14 protein-coding genes are annotated in these 13,322 nt (G+C 30.7%); 1 reads left to right on the top strand and 13 read right to left on the bottom strand.

Annotated features, from left to right (window positions below):
* Positions 1 to 13 precede the first annotated feature (13 nt).
* The 8 genes from HMPREF9127_RS01100 to greA all read right to left on the bottom strand — a co-directional run bounded on the left by HMPREF9127_RS01100 (position 14) and on the right by greA (position 6,654).
* Positions 14 to 274, bottom strand: a complete 261-nt coding sequence (locus HMPREF9127_RS01100; RefSeq protein WP_009448251.1) for a hypothetical protein — start codon at positions 272 to 274, stop codon at positions 14 to 16.
* A gap of 177 nt (positions 275 to 451) precedes the next feature.
* Positions 452 to 1,660 (bottom strand): nucleoside-diphosphate sugar epimerase/dehydratase, encoded by a 1,209-nt coding sequence (locus HMPREF9127_RS01095; RefSeq protein ID WP_255261659.1) that lies wholly within the window; start codon positions 1,658 to 1,660, stop codon positions 452 to 454.
* Between the two features lie 44 nt (positions 1,661 to 1,704).
* Positions 1,705 to 2,277 carry a nucleoside-diphosphate sugar epimerase/dehydratase gene (locus HMPREF9127_RS08635; RefSeq protein WP_009448399.1) on the bottom strand — a complete coding sequence of 191 codons (573 nt, stop codon included), beginning with the start codon at positions 2,275 to 2,277 and terminating at the stop codon, positions 1,705 to 1,707.
* A 2-nt stretch (positions 2,278 to 2,279) separates the two neighbouring features.
* Positions 2,280 to 3,164, bottom strand: a complete 885-nt coding sequence (locus HMPREF9127_RS01090; protein ID WP_009448278.1) for a UTP--glucose-1-phosphate uridylyltransferase — start codon at positions 3,162 to 3,164, stop codon at positions 2,280 to 2,282.
* Positions 3,165 to 3,166: 2 nt separating this feature from the next.
* Complete coding sequence (locus HMPREF9127_RS01085; RefSeq protein ID WP_009447767.1) at positions 3,167 to 4,357, bottom strand: DegT/DnrJ/EryC1/StrS family aminotransferase; 1,191 nt, start codon at positions 4,355 to 4,357, stop codon at positions 3,167 to 3,169.
* Positions 4,358 to 4,369: 12 nt separating this feature from the next.
* The gene (locus HMPREF9127_RS01080; protein WP_009448433.1) at positions 4,370 to 4,669 is read right to left on the bottom strand and encodes a hypothetical protein; all 300 of its coding nucleotides are present in this window, start codon (positions 4,667 to 4,669) and stop codon (positions 4,370 to 4,372) included.
* A 9-nt stretch (positions 4,670 to 4,678) separates the two neighbouring features.
* Positions 4,679 to 6,136 (bottom strand): lysine--tRNA ligase, encoded by a 1,458-nt coding sequence (gene lysS, locus HMPREF9127_RS01075; protein ID WP_255261689.1) that lies wholly within the window; start codon positions 6,134 to 6,136, stop codon positions 4,679 to 4,681.
* Between the two features lie 35 nt (positions 6,137 to 6,171).
* The gene (gene greA, locus HMPREF9127_RS01070) at positions 6,172 to 6,654 is read right to left on the bottom strand and encodes a transcription elongation factor GreA (RefSeq protein WP_009448080.1); all 483 of its coding nucleotides are present in this window, start codon (positions 6,652 to 6,654) and stop codon (positions 6,172 to 6,174) included.
* Positions 6,655 to 6,900: 246 nt separating this feature from the next.
* On the opposite strand from greA, the gene HMPREF9127_RS01065 reads away from it, so the two are divergent.
* Entirely contained in the window at positions 6,901 to 7,317 is a 417-nt protein-coding gene (locus tag HMPREF9127_RS01065) for a hypothetical protein (RefSeq protein ID WP_009448359.1), read from the top strand.
* Between the two features lie 1,534 nt (positions 7,318 to 8,851).
* On the opposite strand, the gene HMPREF9127_RS01060 is transcribed toward HMPREF9127_RS01065, so the two are convergent.
* The 5 genes from HMPREF9127_RS01060 to HMPREF9127_RS01040 all read right to left on the bottom strand — a co-directional run bounded on the left by HMPREF9127_RS01060 (position 8,852) and on the right by HMPREF9127_RS01040 (position 13,174).
* Complete coding sequence (locus tag HMPREF9127_RS01060) at positions 8,852 to 9,133, bottom strand: hypothetical protein (protein WP_009447917.1); 282 nt, start codon at positions 9,131 to 9,133, stop codon at positions 8,852 to 8,854.
* A gap of 212 nt (positions 9,134 to 9,345) precedes the next feature.
* Positions 9,346 to 10,260: an ABC transporter permease gene (locus HMPREF9127_RS01055; RefSeq protein WP_009448101.1), complete on the bottom strand. Its 915-nt coding sequence runs from the start codon at positions 10,258 to 10,260 to the stop codon at positions 9,346 to 9,348.
* A 16-nt stretch (positions 10,261 to 10,276) separates the two neighbouring features.
* Positions 10,277 to 11,233, bottom strand: a complete 957-nt coding sequence (gene opp4B / locus HMPREF9127_RS01050; protein WP_009448395.1) for an oligopeptide ABC transporter permease — start codon at positions 11,231 to 11,233, stop codon at positions 10,277 to 10,279.
* Position 11,234: 1 nt separating this feature from the next.
* Positions 11,235 to 12,170, bottom strand: coding sequence for an ATP-binding cassette domain-containing protein (locus HMPREF9127_RS01045; protein WP_009448458.1), 936 nt, complete (start codon positions 12,168 to 12,170; stop codon positions 11,235 to 11,237).
* Entirely contained in the window at positions 12,170 to 13,174 is a 1,005-nt protein-coding gene (locus HMPREF9127_RS01040; protein WP_009448038.1) for an ABC transporter ATP-binding protein, read from the bottom strand. The genes HMPREF9127_RS01045 and HMPREF9127_RS01040 overlap by 1 nt, the downstream gene beginning before the upstream one ends.
* Between the last annotated feature and the right edge of the window lie 148 nt (positions 13,175 to 13,322).

Raw genomic sequence — 13,322 nt, 5'->3', positions numbered from 1 at the left:
AAATAACAAACAGTTATTTCCTAAAATTAAAATCATTAAAAACAAATATTGAATAAAAATGAGAATAAAAGCCCTTTAAAAAGCCTCTAACAGCTTTAACAAAAGGAGATTTTATAAACTCAAAAAAAATGTCGGAAATATCATTTTTAAAAAATGAATTACCGACAAAAATACCAAAATTATTAAAACGAGAAAATTTAAGACCAAAAACAGAAGAGTCAATTAAACAATTATTTTTGCTATTAAAAACTGACATTTTAACTGAATTTGTCATAAAATTTACCTCCGTCAAATTTTCTTTGACTATTATACAATAATAGAATTATAAAGTCAATAGATTTACAAAAGTTTCACAAAAAAACTCCACCATTTCGGGGGAGTGTTTTTATTGTGAAACAACAAGGTTCCCGGGTACCCACCCGATGAGAAGCATCGTGGAAGGGTGGGGTTCTTATTTATTCAATAAGTCCGGTTTAAATGTCGGAACCATATCTTTTAAGATATCTGTAATATCTTTTTTATCCAGAGTGTTTTTAACTTTATCAAGTCTTTCAAGTCCGTCTTTTAGTGCTTCTACATTGTGAACTATCGGTTTTTCTATAAATATTTTTTCGTAATCAGTTGCTACTGAATTTTCCATATTTAATAGTAATTCTTCATAAAGTTTTTCGCCCGGTCTAAGTCCTGTAATCTTAATGTCTATATCCTTATAAGGTTCAAAGCCTGAAAGTCTGATAAGGTTCTTTGCCAAGTCAAGAATTTTAACAGGCTCGCCCATATCGAGTATAAAGATTTCTCCCCCTTTGGCAATTGCCCCTGCTTGTAATACAAGTTGGCAAGCTTCAGGGATTGTCATAAAGTATCTTATTATATCTTCGTGAGTAACTGTAACAGGTCCACCCTCTTTTATTTGATTGATGAAAAGTGGAATTACAGAACCATTTGAACCCAATACATTTCCGAATCTAACAGCTACAAATTCTGTTTTAGATTTTTCATTATATGTTTGTACTAACATTTCGCAAATTCTCTTTGTAGTTCCCATTACAGATGTCGGATTTACAGCCTTATCTGTTGAAATTAAAACAAATCTTGAAACACCGTGTTTATCACAGGCTCTTATAACATTTAATGTTCCGAAAACATTATTTTTAATTGCAGAAGTTGAACTGTTTTCCATAAGTGGAACATGTTTATGAGCGGCTGCGTGAAATACTACATCAGGTTTATATTTTCCAAAGATAATATCCATTCTTACAGCATCTCTAATTGATTCAATTTCTACAACCAAGTCCAAGTCCTTATAATGTCTTACAAGCTCCATTTGAATTTCATAGGCATTATTTTCATAAATGTCTAAAATTATCAATTTTTTTGGACTGAATTTCGCTATTTGTCTGCAAAGTTCGGAGCCGATTGAACCACCTCCACCTGTTACCAAAACAGTTTTATCTTTCAAAAAGTCATTTAGCACTTCTTGATCCAATTTAACTTCATCACGTCCAAGTAAATCTCCAATTTCAACATCTCTTAAATCTCTTATATTTAATTTTTGATCATCAATTAATTCATACATTCCGGGAATTATTTTAATTTTCATAGAAAGTTTTGAACAAATATCAGAAATATCTTTTTGAATTTCTCTATTTGCTGAAGGCATTGCCAAAATAACTTCATCTATTCTATAATTACTTATAGCTGAAATTATTTTTCCTTTCCACCAACTACGGGAATTCCTAAAATTTCAGTTCCAACTTTATTTTTATCGTCGTCGATAAAAGCTACAACCTTATAACCTAATTCCTTATGTTTTCTAAGTTCATTAAGTACCAATACACCGGCATCTCCGGCACCTACAATCAAAACCCTCTTAAGCCTATCCACAGGAATTGAAAAAACTAAATTTTTTCTAGCCTTTGAAAGATATCTCGTGCCTGTAACAAAGAACATATCTATTACAAGTACAAGTGCCATAACACTTCTTGGAAATCCTACATTCATTGAGATTAAAAGCCCGGCTGTTAGAACATTTGCGACAACTATTGCCATAAAAATTCTAAATAGCTCTTTAAAGTCTGCATATCTCCACATTATTCTGTATAATCCGAATAGTGCGAAAACCACAATTTTAATTAAAACTATAGGCACTATCCATTTGATATACATATCCCAATAATGTGCAGGAATATGCCAGTCAAATTTTAATAAAAATCCCAAGTAGTAGCAAAAATTTATAACTATAATATCCAATATTATTAAAAATAATTTTCTGGCCATTATTATTCTCCCATTTTAAAATCCGAAGAAACTAATTTTTGTAAGTATTCCTTTATAGATTCTTGATTTGCTTCATCTTTCAAGCCATATTCAATACTTGCAATCAAAACTCCAAGTTTATTTCCAACGTCATAAGTTTTTCCGTCAAATTTATAACCTAATAATTCTCCCTTTAAAGTCAATTCATTTAAGGAGTCTGTAAATTGTATTTCTCCGTTTTTCCCCGCTTTTTGATTTTCAAGAATTTCAAATATTTCATTTTTAACAATATATCTTCCAACCATTGCTAAATTTGAATTCGTTTCATCAATATTCGGTTTTTCTATAAGTCTTGTAGAGTCAAAAACATTTTTTTCTATTTCTTCCCCTTCCAAAATGCCGTAATTATGTCTTTTTTCATCAGGTATAATCTCAACTCCTACCACTGTTTTTTCATATTTGTTATAAATATCAACCAGCTCTTTTGTGCAAGAACTATTTTTACAGTCAATTATAACATCACCCAAAACAACGCAGAAATCTTCGCCATTTACAGCTTCCTTTGCACAAAGAATCGCATGCCCCAATCCTTTTTGTTCTTTTTGGATAATAAAACTTATCTTACATTTTAATATTTTTTCCAAAATTTCAATGTCTTTTTTCAAAATATTATTAGAATTTTTAACTCTTGAGTCAATTTCAGAGTTAAAATGTTTATCAATTGTAAAATAATCCTCATTTACAATCAAAATTACCTCATCAATTCCAGCTTCTACAACCTCTTCAATAACATATTGCAAAGTCGGTTTATCAAAAATCGGCAACATCGCCTTTGGAACTCCCTTTGTTGCAGGGAACATCCTAGTTGCAAGTCCCGCAGTTGGAATAACTACTTTTTTTATCTTCATAATTACACCAATGCCCTTAAATTCTCGATTATATAATCAACTTGTTCATCTGTCAATAATGTATGAAGTGGCAAAGTAATTTGTGACTTATAATTATTATAAGCATTTGGATAATTTTTAATATCAAAGCCTAAATTTTTATAAGCTGTATGCATAGGTAATGGCTTGTAGTGAACATTTGTTGCAATTCCTTTTTCAGCCATTTTTACAATTATTTCATTTCTCTCTTCTTCACCGGCACCTTCAATATTTACAATATAAAGATGACAGCAAGATTTTCTATCTTCTTCAAAATGAATAAAAGGTTTAACTTTTGTTCCTTCAAATCCCCTATTATATCTTTCTACAATTTCAAAACGTCTTTTCAAAAGATTTGGATATCTCTTTAACTGAGCTAGACCAATTCCTGAAGCAATGTCAGTTAAATTGCATTTGTAATTAGGAGCAACAATATCATATTCCCACGCTCCAAGTTTCATCTTTGAAAGAGCGTCCTTTGACTGACCGTGCAAAGATAAAAGTTGAAATTCTCTATAAATTTCATCGTCATCTAAACCTAAAGCTCTATTCCAAGTAACAGAGCCACCTTCACCAACAGTAAAGTTTTTAACGGCGTGGAAAGAAAAACATGTAAAGTCCGCAACACTTCCACTTGGTTTACCCTTATATTCAGCTCCAAGTGAATGAGCACCGTCAGCCATAACTACCACTCTACCTATTTTTTCTTGTAATTTATTATTTGGTCTAAATAAAGCTTTTTTTCTCTCTACAATTTCAAAAATTTCATCATATTTACAAGGCTTTCCGGCTAAATCAACAGGAATAATCACCTTTGTCTTTTCTGTAATGGCATCTTCCAAAGCCTTTAAGTCCATAAATTTATCTTCTTTATTAGTATCAACCAAAACAATTTTTGCTCCTACATGATGAATAACACTTGCAGATGCAGTATAAGTATATGCACAAGTTATAACTTCATCTCCCTCTCCCACTCCAAGAACTCTTAAAGTAAGCTCCATAGCAGCAGTTGCAGAATTTAAACAAACAGTTTTATCTGTATTTGTAAACACTGAAAGCTCTTGTTCCAATCTTTTTGTCTTTGGACCGGTTGTTATCCAACCTGATTTTAAAGTATCGACAACTTCATCAATCTCTAATTGGGTAATATCCGGTGGAGAAAATTCTATTCTCATATAATCACTATCCTATCTATTATTGTTATTACTGTCATTGTTATTTTTATTAGCGTCGTTAGTTACATCGGCACTTTCTTCAGTTTTTTCCAAACTTGATTTTTTCTTTCTATCAACAACAGCACCTTTTCCTGATTTAATATTTCTAATCAAAGATTCCTTATCTTCTTCATCAACTACCAAATATTCAACATTTTGAACCTTTTCCCCTGATTTTTGGTTATCAATAACAACTTTTCCTGTATGGAAACTTTGACAACCCGCAAAAGAAAGACAAAGTAAACAAACTGGCAATAAATTTCTCTTTTTCATAACGAACTCCTATTCACTATCCTTTTCAACCATAGGCTTCATTGTAGGGAAAAGTAGTACATCTCTTATAGATTCTTGATTAGTTAAGTACATAATAAGTCTGTCAATACCTATTCCCATACCACCTGTTGGTGGAAGACCTACTTCAAGCGCATTGATGAAATCATAATCCATCATTTGTGCTTCTTCATCTCCATTTTCTCTAGCTTCAACTTGCTTTAAAAATCTTTGTTTTTGATCTATAGCATCATTTAACTCACTAAAAGCATTAGCGATTTCTCCACAATTTACAAAAGCCTCAAATCTTTGAGTATATCTCTTGTCCTTAGGATCTCTCTTTGCAAGTGGACTGATTTCAACCGGATGCTTTGTAACAAAAGTAGGTTGAACCATATATTCTTCACAGAATTCTTCAAAGAATAGAGAAATAATTTCTCCTCTTGTAGTATGTTCTGTTACTTCAATTCTCTTTTCAATAGCAATCTTTCTTGCTTCTTCATCAGTTAAAATAGTTTCAAAGTCAACTCCCGCATATTCTTTAACAGCGTCAACCATTGAAATTCTTCTCCAAGGCGGTTTAAAGTCGATAATCTTACCTTGTAACTCAACTTCAGACTTTCCGACAACTTCCATACAAATAGTATAAACCATTTCTTCACAAAGTGTCATCATTTCTTCATAGCCAACATAGGCTTGATACAATTCAATTGCAGTATATTCAGGATTATGAAGTTTATCCATACCTTCATTTCTGAACATTCTTCCCATTTCATAAACCTTATCGAAACCACCTACAATCAATCTCTTTAAATATAATTCATTCGCAATTCTTAAATACATATCAATATCTAAAGTATTGTGATGAGTTATAAAAGGTCTTGCATTTGCTCCACCTGCAATTGTATTTAAAATTGGAGTTTCAACTTCTAAAAATCCTCTACTGTCAAGATATTTTCTGATAGAAGAAATAATTTTACTTCTCATAATAAAAACATCTTTAATTTCAGGATTTACAATTAAATCTACATATCTTTGTCTATATCTTAAATCAACATCCTTTAAACCGTGGAATTTTTCCGGTAAAAGTTGTAAGGATTTTGTAAGTAAAACAACTTTAGAACTTCTTATTGAAATTTCTCCTGCATGAGTTGTAAAAACTTCTCCCTCAACCCCTACAATATCTCCAATATCCAAAGTCTTAACTTCTTCATAACTTTCGCCTAAAACATCAAGTTTATTGAAAAGTTGAATCTTTCCGCTAAAGTCTTGTAAGTCCATAAAACAAACTTTACCATGACCTCTTTTAGTTCTGATACGACCGGCAAGTCTTACAACTTTTCCTTCATAATTATCATAATTATCTTTAATTTCTTTTGAATAAATTATATCTTCAAACTTTTCGATTTCGTGTGGATCTTTTCCGGCTTCTACCAATTCTTTTAATTTTTCTCTTCTAACCAAGAGCATCTCATTCAAATTTTGTTCTTCCACAATATCACCCCTTAATTTCTCTTAATATTATCTATTTTATATTCTACAACATTTCCATTTGGTAATTGTACTTGAACTTTATTTCCCTTTTTCTTTCCTAAAATCGCTCTTCCTACAGGTGATTCATTTGAAATTTTTCCTTCAAGTGGATTACTTTCAGCAGAACCTACAATTGTATATTCAAGCTTTTTCTTAGTTGCAATTTGAAGCAAAGTAACAGTAGCTCCAACATTAACAGTATTTGTATCTATCTCAACTTCATCAATAATCTTTGCATTCGCAATCATATTATCAAGTTTTACAATTTTTTCTTCAATTTGAGCTTGTTCATTCTTAGCTTCATCATATTCAGAGTTTTCAGAAAGGTCTCCAAAATCTCTTGCTATCTTTATCTTCTCTGCTATTTCTTTTCTCTTAACAGTTTTTAATTCTTCTAATTCCAATTCTAATTTTTTTAAGCCTTCGGCAGTTAAAAATATTTCTTTTTCGTCCATAATATTTCTCCTTAAAAATTTTAACTCTATTCAAGTAATTATACTAAATTCATCAAAAAAAGTCAATCAAACAAAGGCAATTACATAAACAAGCCAATAAAAATATTCTTACTAATTATTTAAAAAAACGCTTGACTAAAGTGTAAAAAGGTGCTATGATGTATTTGAAATTATATTAAAGTTTCAATCTGTTTAGAAGCTAAAGTGTTATAATTTCAAAAAAATTATTTTGCTAGGGGGGATTTTATGGCTAAGCTAAAAAAACTGGTTAGTTTGTTGTTAGTTTCTTTGATGCTATGTTCTTGTGCATCTTCAAGTATGTTAAAAAATATTGAGAACAGAGTTTATGATGGAGAAAAAGGAGCTCAGTTAGTAGTAATGAAGGAGAATTTCAAATCTCCTAAACTTAGATTTCAAGGTCCAAGTCCTATTACACCAAATACAAATCCGGAAGACATTGAAAAGAATAGAGATAAATATGAAAAAAGTATAACAAAAGAATATTCCGGTGTAAAAATTGAAGAAAGAGATGGCAAAAAATACATTGTTGCTAAAGATTTAAAATACAAATTAGTTGTTATAGATGAAAATACTATCCTAGATGAAGAAGACAATGTAACTTATAGACGTCTACCGGATTTATATAAAAAAGATAAAAAGTAAAAGTTGATTAAACTCCACACAAGTGGAGTTTTTTGTTTTATATATCGTAGATACATATAGAAATTTTATTTTTAATTTCTTTCAGAAATACTATTGCTTACTGGCAAGCAATAGTTGAGATTTCCAGAGCAAAAAATATTTTGATATTTATTTACTTTTAACGTCTAGCTGTTAAACGAAGTTTTTTCCTTATACGTCATCTCGACCGAAACGAAGCATAGCTGAGTGAAGTGAATCTAGCCCTAACTTTGCTTGTTTACAAGCAATAGTAGGTCTGACGCAAAGATTGTTCAAATCTTTGATTTGAGTACAATCGACTGCGGAGATCTCATACTTATTCTTGTTTACAAGAATAAGTAAATGTATCGTAGATACATTATATGAAAATTTTATTTTTTATTTCTTTCAGAAATACTATTGCTTACTGGCAAGCAATAGTTGAGATCTTCAATACAATTGTATCTAAAGATACAATTGACTCGTCAGACCTACTTTTGTTTACAAGTAAACAAAGTTAGGGCTAGATTGACTTCGTTACACTACGCTCAAGATGACGTGTAAGGGGCTTTTCTTTGCAAAGACTTTGACGTGAATTATTTTGTTTTTTATTCTATATTTAAATAAAATTATATGCTTTTTTATTATATTTTCTATTATATTTTTTCTACTATATGTATAAAGATATTTTAAAGTTTATCTACCCTTAACGTCTAGCTGTTAAACGAAGATATTTACCTTATACGTCATCTCGACTGTAGCAGAGCGGAGTGGAGAGATCTCATACTTATTCTTGTTTACAAGAATAAGTAAATGTATCGCAGATACATTATATGAAAATTTTATTTTTATTTCTTTCAGAAATACTATTGCTTGCTGGCAAGCAATAGTTGAGATTTCCACAGTCGATTGTACCCAAATCAAAGATTTGAACAATCTTTGCGTCAGACCTACTTTTATTTACTAGCAAACAAAGTTAGGACTAGATTGACTATGCTCGAGATGCTGTTGTAGCTTTTATACATAAAGTAATATGTGGTGAACTTTTTCTTTCTATATTATACTTAAATAAAATCTTATAAATTTTAGTTTCATCCTATCTGTTATCAAAATTTATTGTTATATTATAATCTTTTGTTAAAAAATATCAAATTTATTATAGTTTGAAAAATAGTTACTAAATTATCTCACAAATAAATTTTTTAAACTACTTTTTTATGTTTTAAAATTGTATTTCTAGGTATATATATATTGTGTGGTAGTATTTAAAGATAATAAACTCCTCCCATAAGTTTTCCTTTTCTTTTCTACCACACTACATATTACCAGCAAGTTTTTGTTCTTTATAATCCTCCCATGATAAGTACAAATTCAACTGCTGTAATATTTTTTTCTAAACTAAAAAGATGGATGCGAAAGCAACCATCTTTTTTTATAAATTTATTTAATCTACATCTTAATCTAAATCAGTAAAATTCATAATAATTTGACTAAAAATTCTATGCTTTTTCTTTTATTAAATTTTAATAATGTCAGTCTAATATTTATAGGCTAACTTAGAAATATAACCTCCATATTTAGCAATCCCTTGTCTATTAGACAATCCCATATATTGTAAATATCCATGATATCCACCTTCACTATAATAAATATATCGTGGCGGAGTAGAATCACTATAACTTAATTTTAATATTATCCATCTTCTTCTATGTCGAGGAGTAATTGGTTTATGTGAATTTGCTTTAATTATATCTCTTAAGCAATCAGATAAAATAAATCCTAACATTCCTGCTATTACAAATTTACTTACTTTTTTCATAACTAATCCCCCTTGTAATTTTGTACAGTTTCTAAATAAACTATTAAAGTATATTCATTATATCATATAAAATAGTGTTTGTAAACATCTTTTTATACTTTTGTATAATAAATAATCAAGTGTCTTTTTCTTAGCAAATAGAAAATACAAATTTATTGCACAAAAAAGCGTAGATTTCTCTACGCTTAATTTTTATAAATATTAAATTATTTCTAACCTAATCTTTGTTTTGCATCTGATGCTCTTCTTACTGCTTGTCCTGCATAGTTTATTGAAAGCATTAGAACAAGTACTAACATTGATGCAGGGAACCAAATATACATTCTATCTCTTAAGATTGTAGGGTCTAACGCCTTGTTGATAAGAGTTCCAAGTGAAGGTACTCCCGGTGGTAAACCGAATCCAAGGAATGTAAGTCCGATTTCAATTCCCATATTTCCTGCTAAGTCCAAAATAGCACTTATTATAAGAATTGAGCTGATATTTGGTAAAATTCCACCGAACATTATCTTCCAAGCAGGTGTTCCCATTGTCTTAGAAGCACTTATATAATCACGTCTTCCTTCTGAAAGAGCCTTTGATCTTACAAGTCTTGCAATACCTACCCAATAGAACACACTCATGATGAATACGAATGTAACCATATTGTATGAAGGAACTAATGTTACGAATACGATAATAAGCATAAGAATTGGTAATACTTGGATAAAGTCTATAATTCTCATAATGATATTATCTACAATACCGCCGTAGTATCCGATAATCAAACCAACAATAATACCAATTACATTAGTTAAAACTGTTACTGATGCACCAATTATTATTGAATTTCTAGTTCCGATGAAAAGTTGTCCTAAAAGAGATCTACCGGCTTGGTCAGTTCCTAGAAAATATCCACCTTCTCCTGGTCTTAGGAATGAATCCATAAGATTAACTTTCATTACTTCTTCTACATCGAAGAACATACTTCCTATAAATACTGTTAAAATTATAAAAGTTAACAATGCAAGTGAAAATGTTGCTAATTTATCTTTTTTAAATTCCCTAACAATTACTTTAAAAGCACTTGGTGTAATTTCTTGCTTATTTAGGGAAGCATCTTTTTTTATTTCTTTTTCTTTACTCATTTTCTCACTCCCCCTATTATTCTATTCTTATTCTTGGGTCAACTATACTCATAATTATGTCTGATAACAAACTTCCAAGTAAAGTCATAAATCCAAAAATCATAATTAATGTAGTCAATACTGAATAATCTCTTGATTGAATAGCTTCAATGAATAATTTACCCATTCCAGGATATCCAAATATTGTTTCCATAAATACTGAACCTGAGATAAGTCCTGTCAATGTGAAACCGAAGAATGCAGCTATTGGTAAAAGAGAATTTCTAAAGATATGATGAGTATAAACTTTATCAATAGGTACTCCCTTACTTCTTGCAGTTCTTACATAGTCTGAACCCTTAGCATCTATAATTTCATTTCTTAAATATTGAACTGTTCCTGTTGTAGCTATCATTGCATAACAAATTGCAGGTAATATCATATGTCTTAATCTACTTATAACATATCCAAATCCTGAAACACCGGGATCCACAGAATCTGATGCAGGGAACCAATGCAATGTGTAAGCAAATAATAAAATCATAAGCAAGTAGAAAATAAAGCCCGGAATCGCATAAGTTACGAAGTTATACAATGTAACAGCTTTGTCAAACTTACCTCCATTATATCTACCGGAGAAAATACCAAGCGGTAATGCCAATGCATATAAGAAAGTTACGCAAAGTAGTGATAACCAGAAAGTATTTCCAATTCTTTGTCCTAAAAGTGTAGATACAGGTAATTTGAATGAATAACTTGTACCGAAATCTCCATGGAACATATTTGTAATCCATCTCCAATATTGTTGATACCATGGATCATAGAAACCATATTTTATTCTTAATGCTTCTATTTGCTTTGGATCAGTTGTCGGAGTGATTTGTCCTGTGAAAGGATCCCCCGGCATCATCTTAGCTAAAATAAATACTATAATACTTAATATTATTAATTGAGGTATCATTAGAAGGAATCTTCTTAACACGGTTTTCCACATACTATTTTACCTCCTTTTTTGCTACATAATGACTATCTGTAAGTTTAATCAAATCAAATACTTTACCATTTTCATCATAGTAGTCTTTTTCTAATTCTTTATATTCTTGTTCTACTTTAATTCTGTTTTCAATTAATTGTTCTTTCAATCTTGGATCCGTTTCCGGAATAGCTGCAATTAATCTCTTTGTGTAGATATGTTGTGGATTTTTATAAATATCTTCCTTTGTTCCTCTTTCAACAAGTCTTCCTCTGTACATAATGTTTATGTAGTCGCACATATGTTTTACAACACCAAGGTCATGAGAAATGAAAAGGTAAGACAATCCCATATCTTTTTGAATTTTTTTCATAAAGTTCAAAACTTGTGCTTGAACTGAAAGGTCAAGTGCTGAAACAGGTTCGTCGGCAATTATAAGTCTAGGATTTAAACTTATTGCTCTGGCAACCCCAATTCTTTGTCTTTGACCACCGGAAAATTCGAATGAATATTTATATAATGCATCTTCCGGCATACCAACTATATCCAAAAGTTCTAAAACTTTTTTTCTTTCTTCTGTTACAGTCATTTTTTCGAAGTTTCTTAAAGGCTCTGCAATGATGTCTATAACTCTCTTTTTAGGGTCTAAACTCGCCATATTATCTTGGAAAATCATTTGAACATCTCTTGTAAATTCTTTATCTTTTCTTACCATTTTTTTAGTAAGAGGTTTCCCGTCAAAAATAACTTGTCCACTTGTAATTTTTTCAAGACCGATTATAGCTTTACCTATAGTACTCTTACCACTACCACTTTCTCCAATAAGTCCATAAGTTTTTCCTTTTTCGATAACCATATCTACACCGTCAACAGCTAGTACATGGTCTATTATCTTATTGAAAAAACCTCCTCTTATAGGATAGTGAACCTTAAGGTCTTTAATTTCTAAAAAGCTCATTAATTACCCCCCTTTTCATCAAAATGAAAATTCTTATAGCAAGTACATCTTACAAAATGTCCGGGTTCAACTTCATGCATTGTAGGATTTTCTTCATGTTCTTCATCACTAATCCAAGGAATTCTGGCTTTAAATCTACAACCTTGTCTTGGTAAGTTCTTTAATGAAGGAACCATACCTTGAATTACATATAAATCTTCATCGTCTGCATCCATTTGTGGAATACTGTTCAACAAACTTCTAGTATAAGGATGTTTTGCATTTGTAAATAAATCCAAAACAGGTGCTTCTTCAACTATTTGTCCCGCATACATTACACAAACTCTATCAGCAAGTTGAGCAACAACTCCTAAATCGTGAGTGATTAAGATAATTCCTGCATTAATTTCCTTTTGAATTTCAACCAAAAGGTCCAAAATTTGTGCTTGAATTGTTACGTCAAGTGCAGTTGTCGGTTCATCCGCAATAATAATCTTAGGTTTACAAGCAAGAGCGATTGCGATGATAACTCTTTGTCTCATACCACCTGATAATTCATGTGGATATTGTCTTGCAACACGAGGTGGGTTAGGAATACCTACTTGTTCAATCAATTCCAAAACTCTGGCTTTTCTTTCTTCAGCATTCATTTTTGTATGATAAATCAAGCCTTCCTCGATTTGTTTTCCTATTCTTTGTAAAGGATTTAGTGATGAAAGCGGATCTTGGAAAATCATTCCAATGCCTTCTCCTCTAATTTCATTAAATTCTTTTTCTGACAAACCTACTAAATTCTTTCCTTCAAACAGTATTTCTCCTGTTGAACGAGTATAGTTCGGATTATGTAAACCCATAATAGTAGTAGCTAAAGTCGATTTACCACAACCACTTTCCCCTACTATAGCTAGTATTTCATCAGAGAATAATTTCATATTAACGCCATCTACTGCGTCAAAATAATCATCACGGATTCTAAAACTTGTGTGTAGATCTTTAATTTCCAAAAGTAATTCTTTTTGATCCATAGATTCTCTCCCCCTAACTTTGTGTTTTGGTATTATTCTCTATAATTTCATAAATACATTTTGTTTTCTATATTTATATTAAAAACTAAAGTAAAAAGGAATAAAAAACATTTTAAATAATTCCCTATAAAATAAAAATCAATTGAAA

Origin of the sequence: Parvimonas sp. oral taxon 393 str. F0440 (assembly GCA_000223315.2) — a bacterium.
GTDB lineage: Bacteria > Bacillota > Clostridia > Tissierellales > Peptoniphilaceae > Parvimonas.
The sequence above is the reverse complement of the archived record's forward strand: the minus strand, read 5'-3'. Positions and strand labels throughout refer to the sequence as shown.

What these genes read in the sequence shown, in the direction of transcription:
- HMPREF9127_RS01100 (WP_009448251.1), bottom strand. Translation starts at nt 274, where the DNA reads ATGACAAATTCAGTTAAAATGTCAGTTTTTAATAGCAAAAATAATTGT.
- HMPREF9127_RS01095 (WP_255261659.1), bottom strand. Translation starts at nt 1,660, where the DNA reads ATGCCTTCAGCAAATAGAGAAATTCAAAAAGATATTTCTGATATTTGT.
- HMPREF9127_RS08635 (WP_009448399.1), bottom strand. Translation starts at nt 2,277, where the DNA reads ATGGCCAGAAAATTATTTTTAATAATATTGGATATTATAGTTATAAAT.
- HMPREF9127_RS01090 (WP_009448278.1), bottom strand. Translation starts at nt 3,164, where the DNA reads ATGAAGATAAAAAAAGTAGTTATTCCAACTGCGGGACTTGCAACTAGG.
- HMPREF9127_RS01085 (WP_009447767.1), bottom strand. Translation starts at nt 4,357, where the DNA reads ATGAGAATAGAATTTTCTCCACCGGATATTACCCAATTAGAGATTGAT.
- HMPREF9127_RS01080 (WP_009448433.1), bottom strand. Translation starts at nt 4,669, where the DNA reads ATGAAAAAGAGAAATTTATTGCCAGTTTGTTTACTTTGTCTTTCTTTT.
- lysS (WP_255261689.1), bottom strand. Translation starts at nt 6,136, where the DNA reads ATGCTCTTGGTTAGAAGAGAAAAATTAAAAGAATTGGTAGAAGCCGGA.
- greA (WP_009448080.1), bottom strand. Translation starts at nt 6,654, where the DNA reads ATGGACGAAAAAGAAATATTTTTAACTGCCGAAGGCTTAAAAAAATTA.
- HMPREF9127_RS01065 (WP_009448359.1), top strand. Translation starts at nt 6,901, where the DNA reads ATGGCTAAGCTAAAAAAACTGGTTAGTTTGTTGTTAGTTTCTTTGATG.
- HMPREF9127_RS01060 (WP_009447917.1), bottom strand. Translation starts at nt 9,133, where the DNA reads ATGAAAAAAGTAAGTAAATTTGTAATAGCAGGAATGTTAGGATTTATT.
- HMPREF9127_RS01055 (WP_009448101.1), bottom strand. Translation starts at nt 10,260, where the DNA reads ATGAGTAAAGAAAAAGAAATAAAAAAAGATGCTTCCCTAAATAAGCAA.
- opp4B (WP_009448395.1), bottom strand. Translation starts at nt 11,233, where the DNA reads ATGTGGAAAACCGTGTTAAGAAGATTCCTTCTAATGATACCTCAATTA.
- HMPREF9127_RS01045 (WP_009448458.1), bottom strand. Translation starts at nt 12,170, where the DNA reads ATGAGCTTTTTAGAAATTAAAGACCTTAAGGTTCACTATCCTATAAGA.
- HMPREF9127_RS01040 (WP_009448038.1), bottom strand. Translation starts at nt 13,174, where the DNA reads ATGGATCAAAAAGAATTACTTTTGGAAATTAAAGATCTACACACAAGT.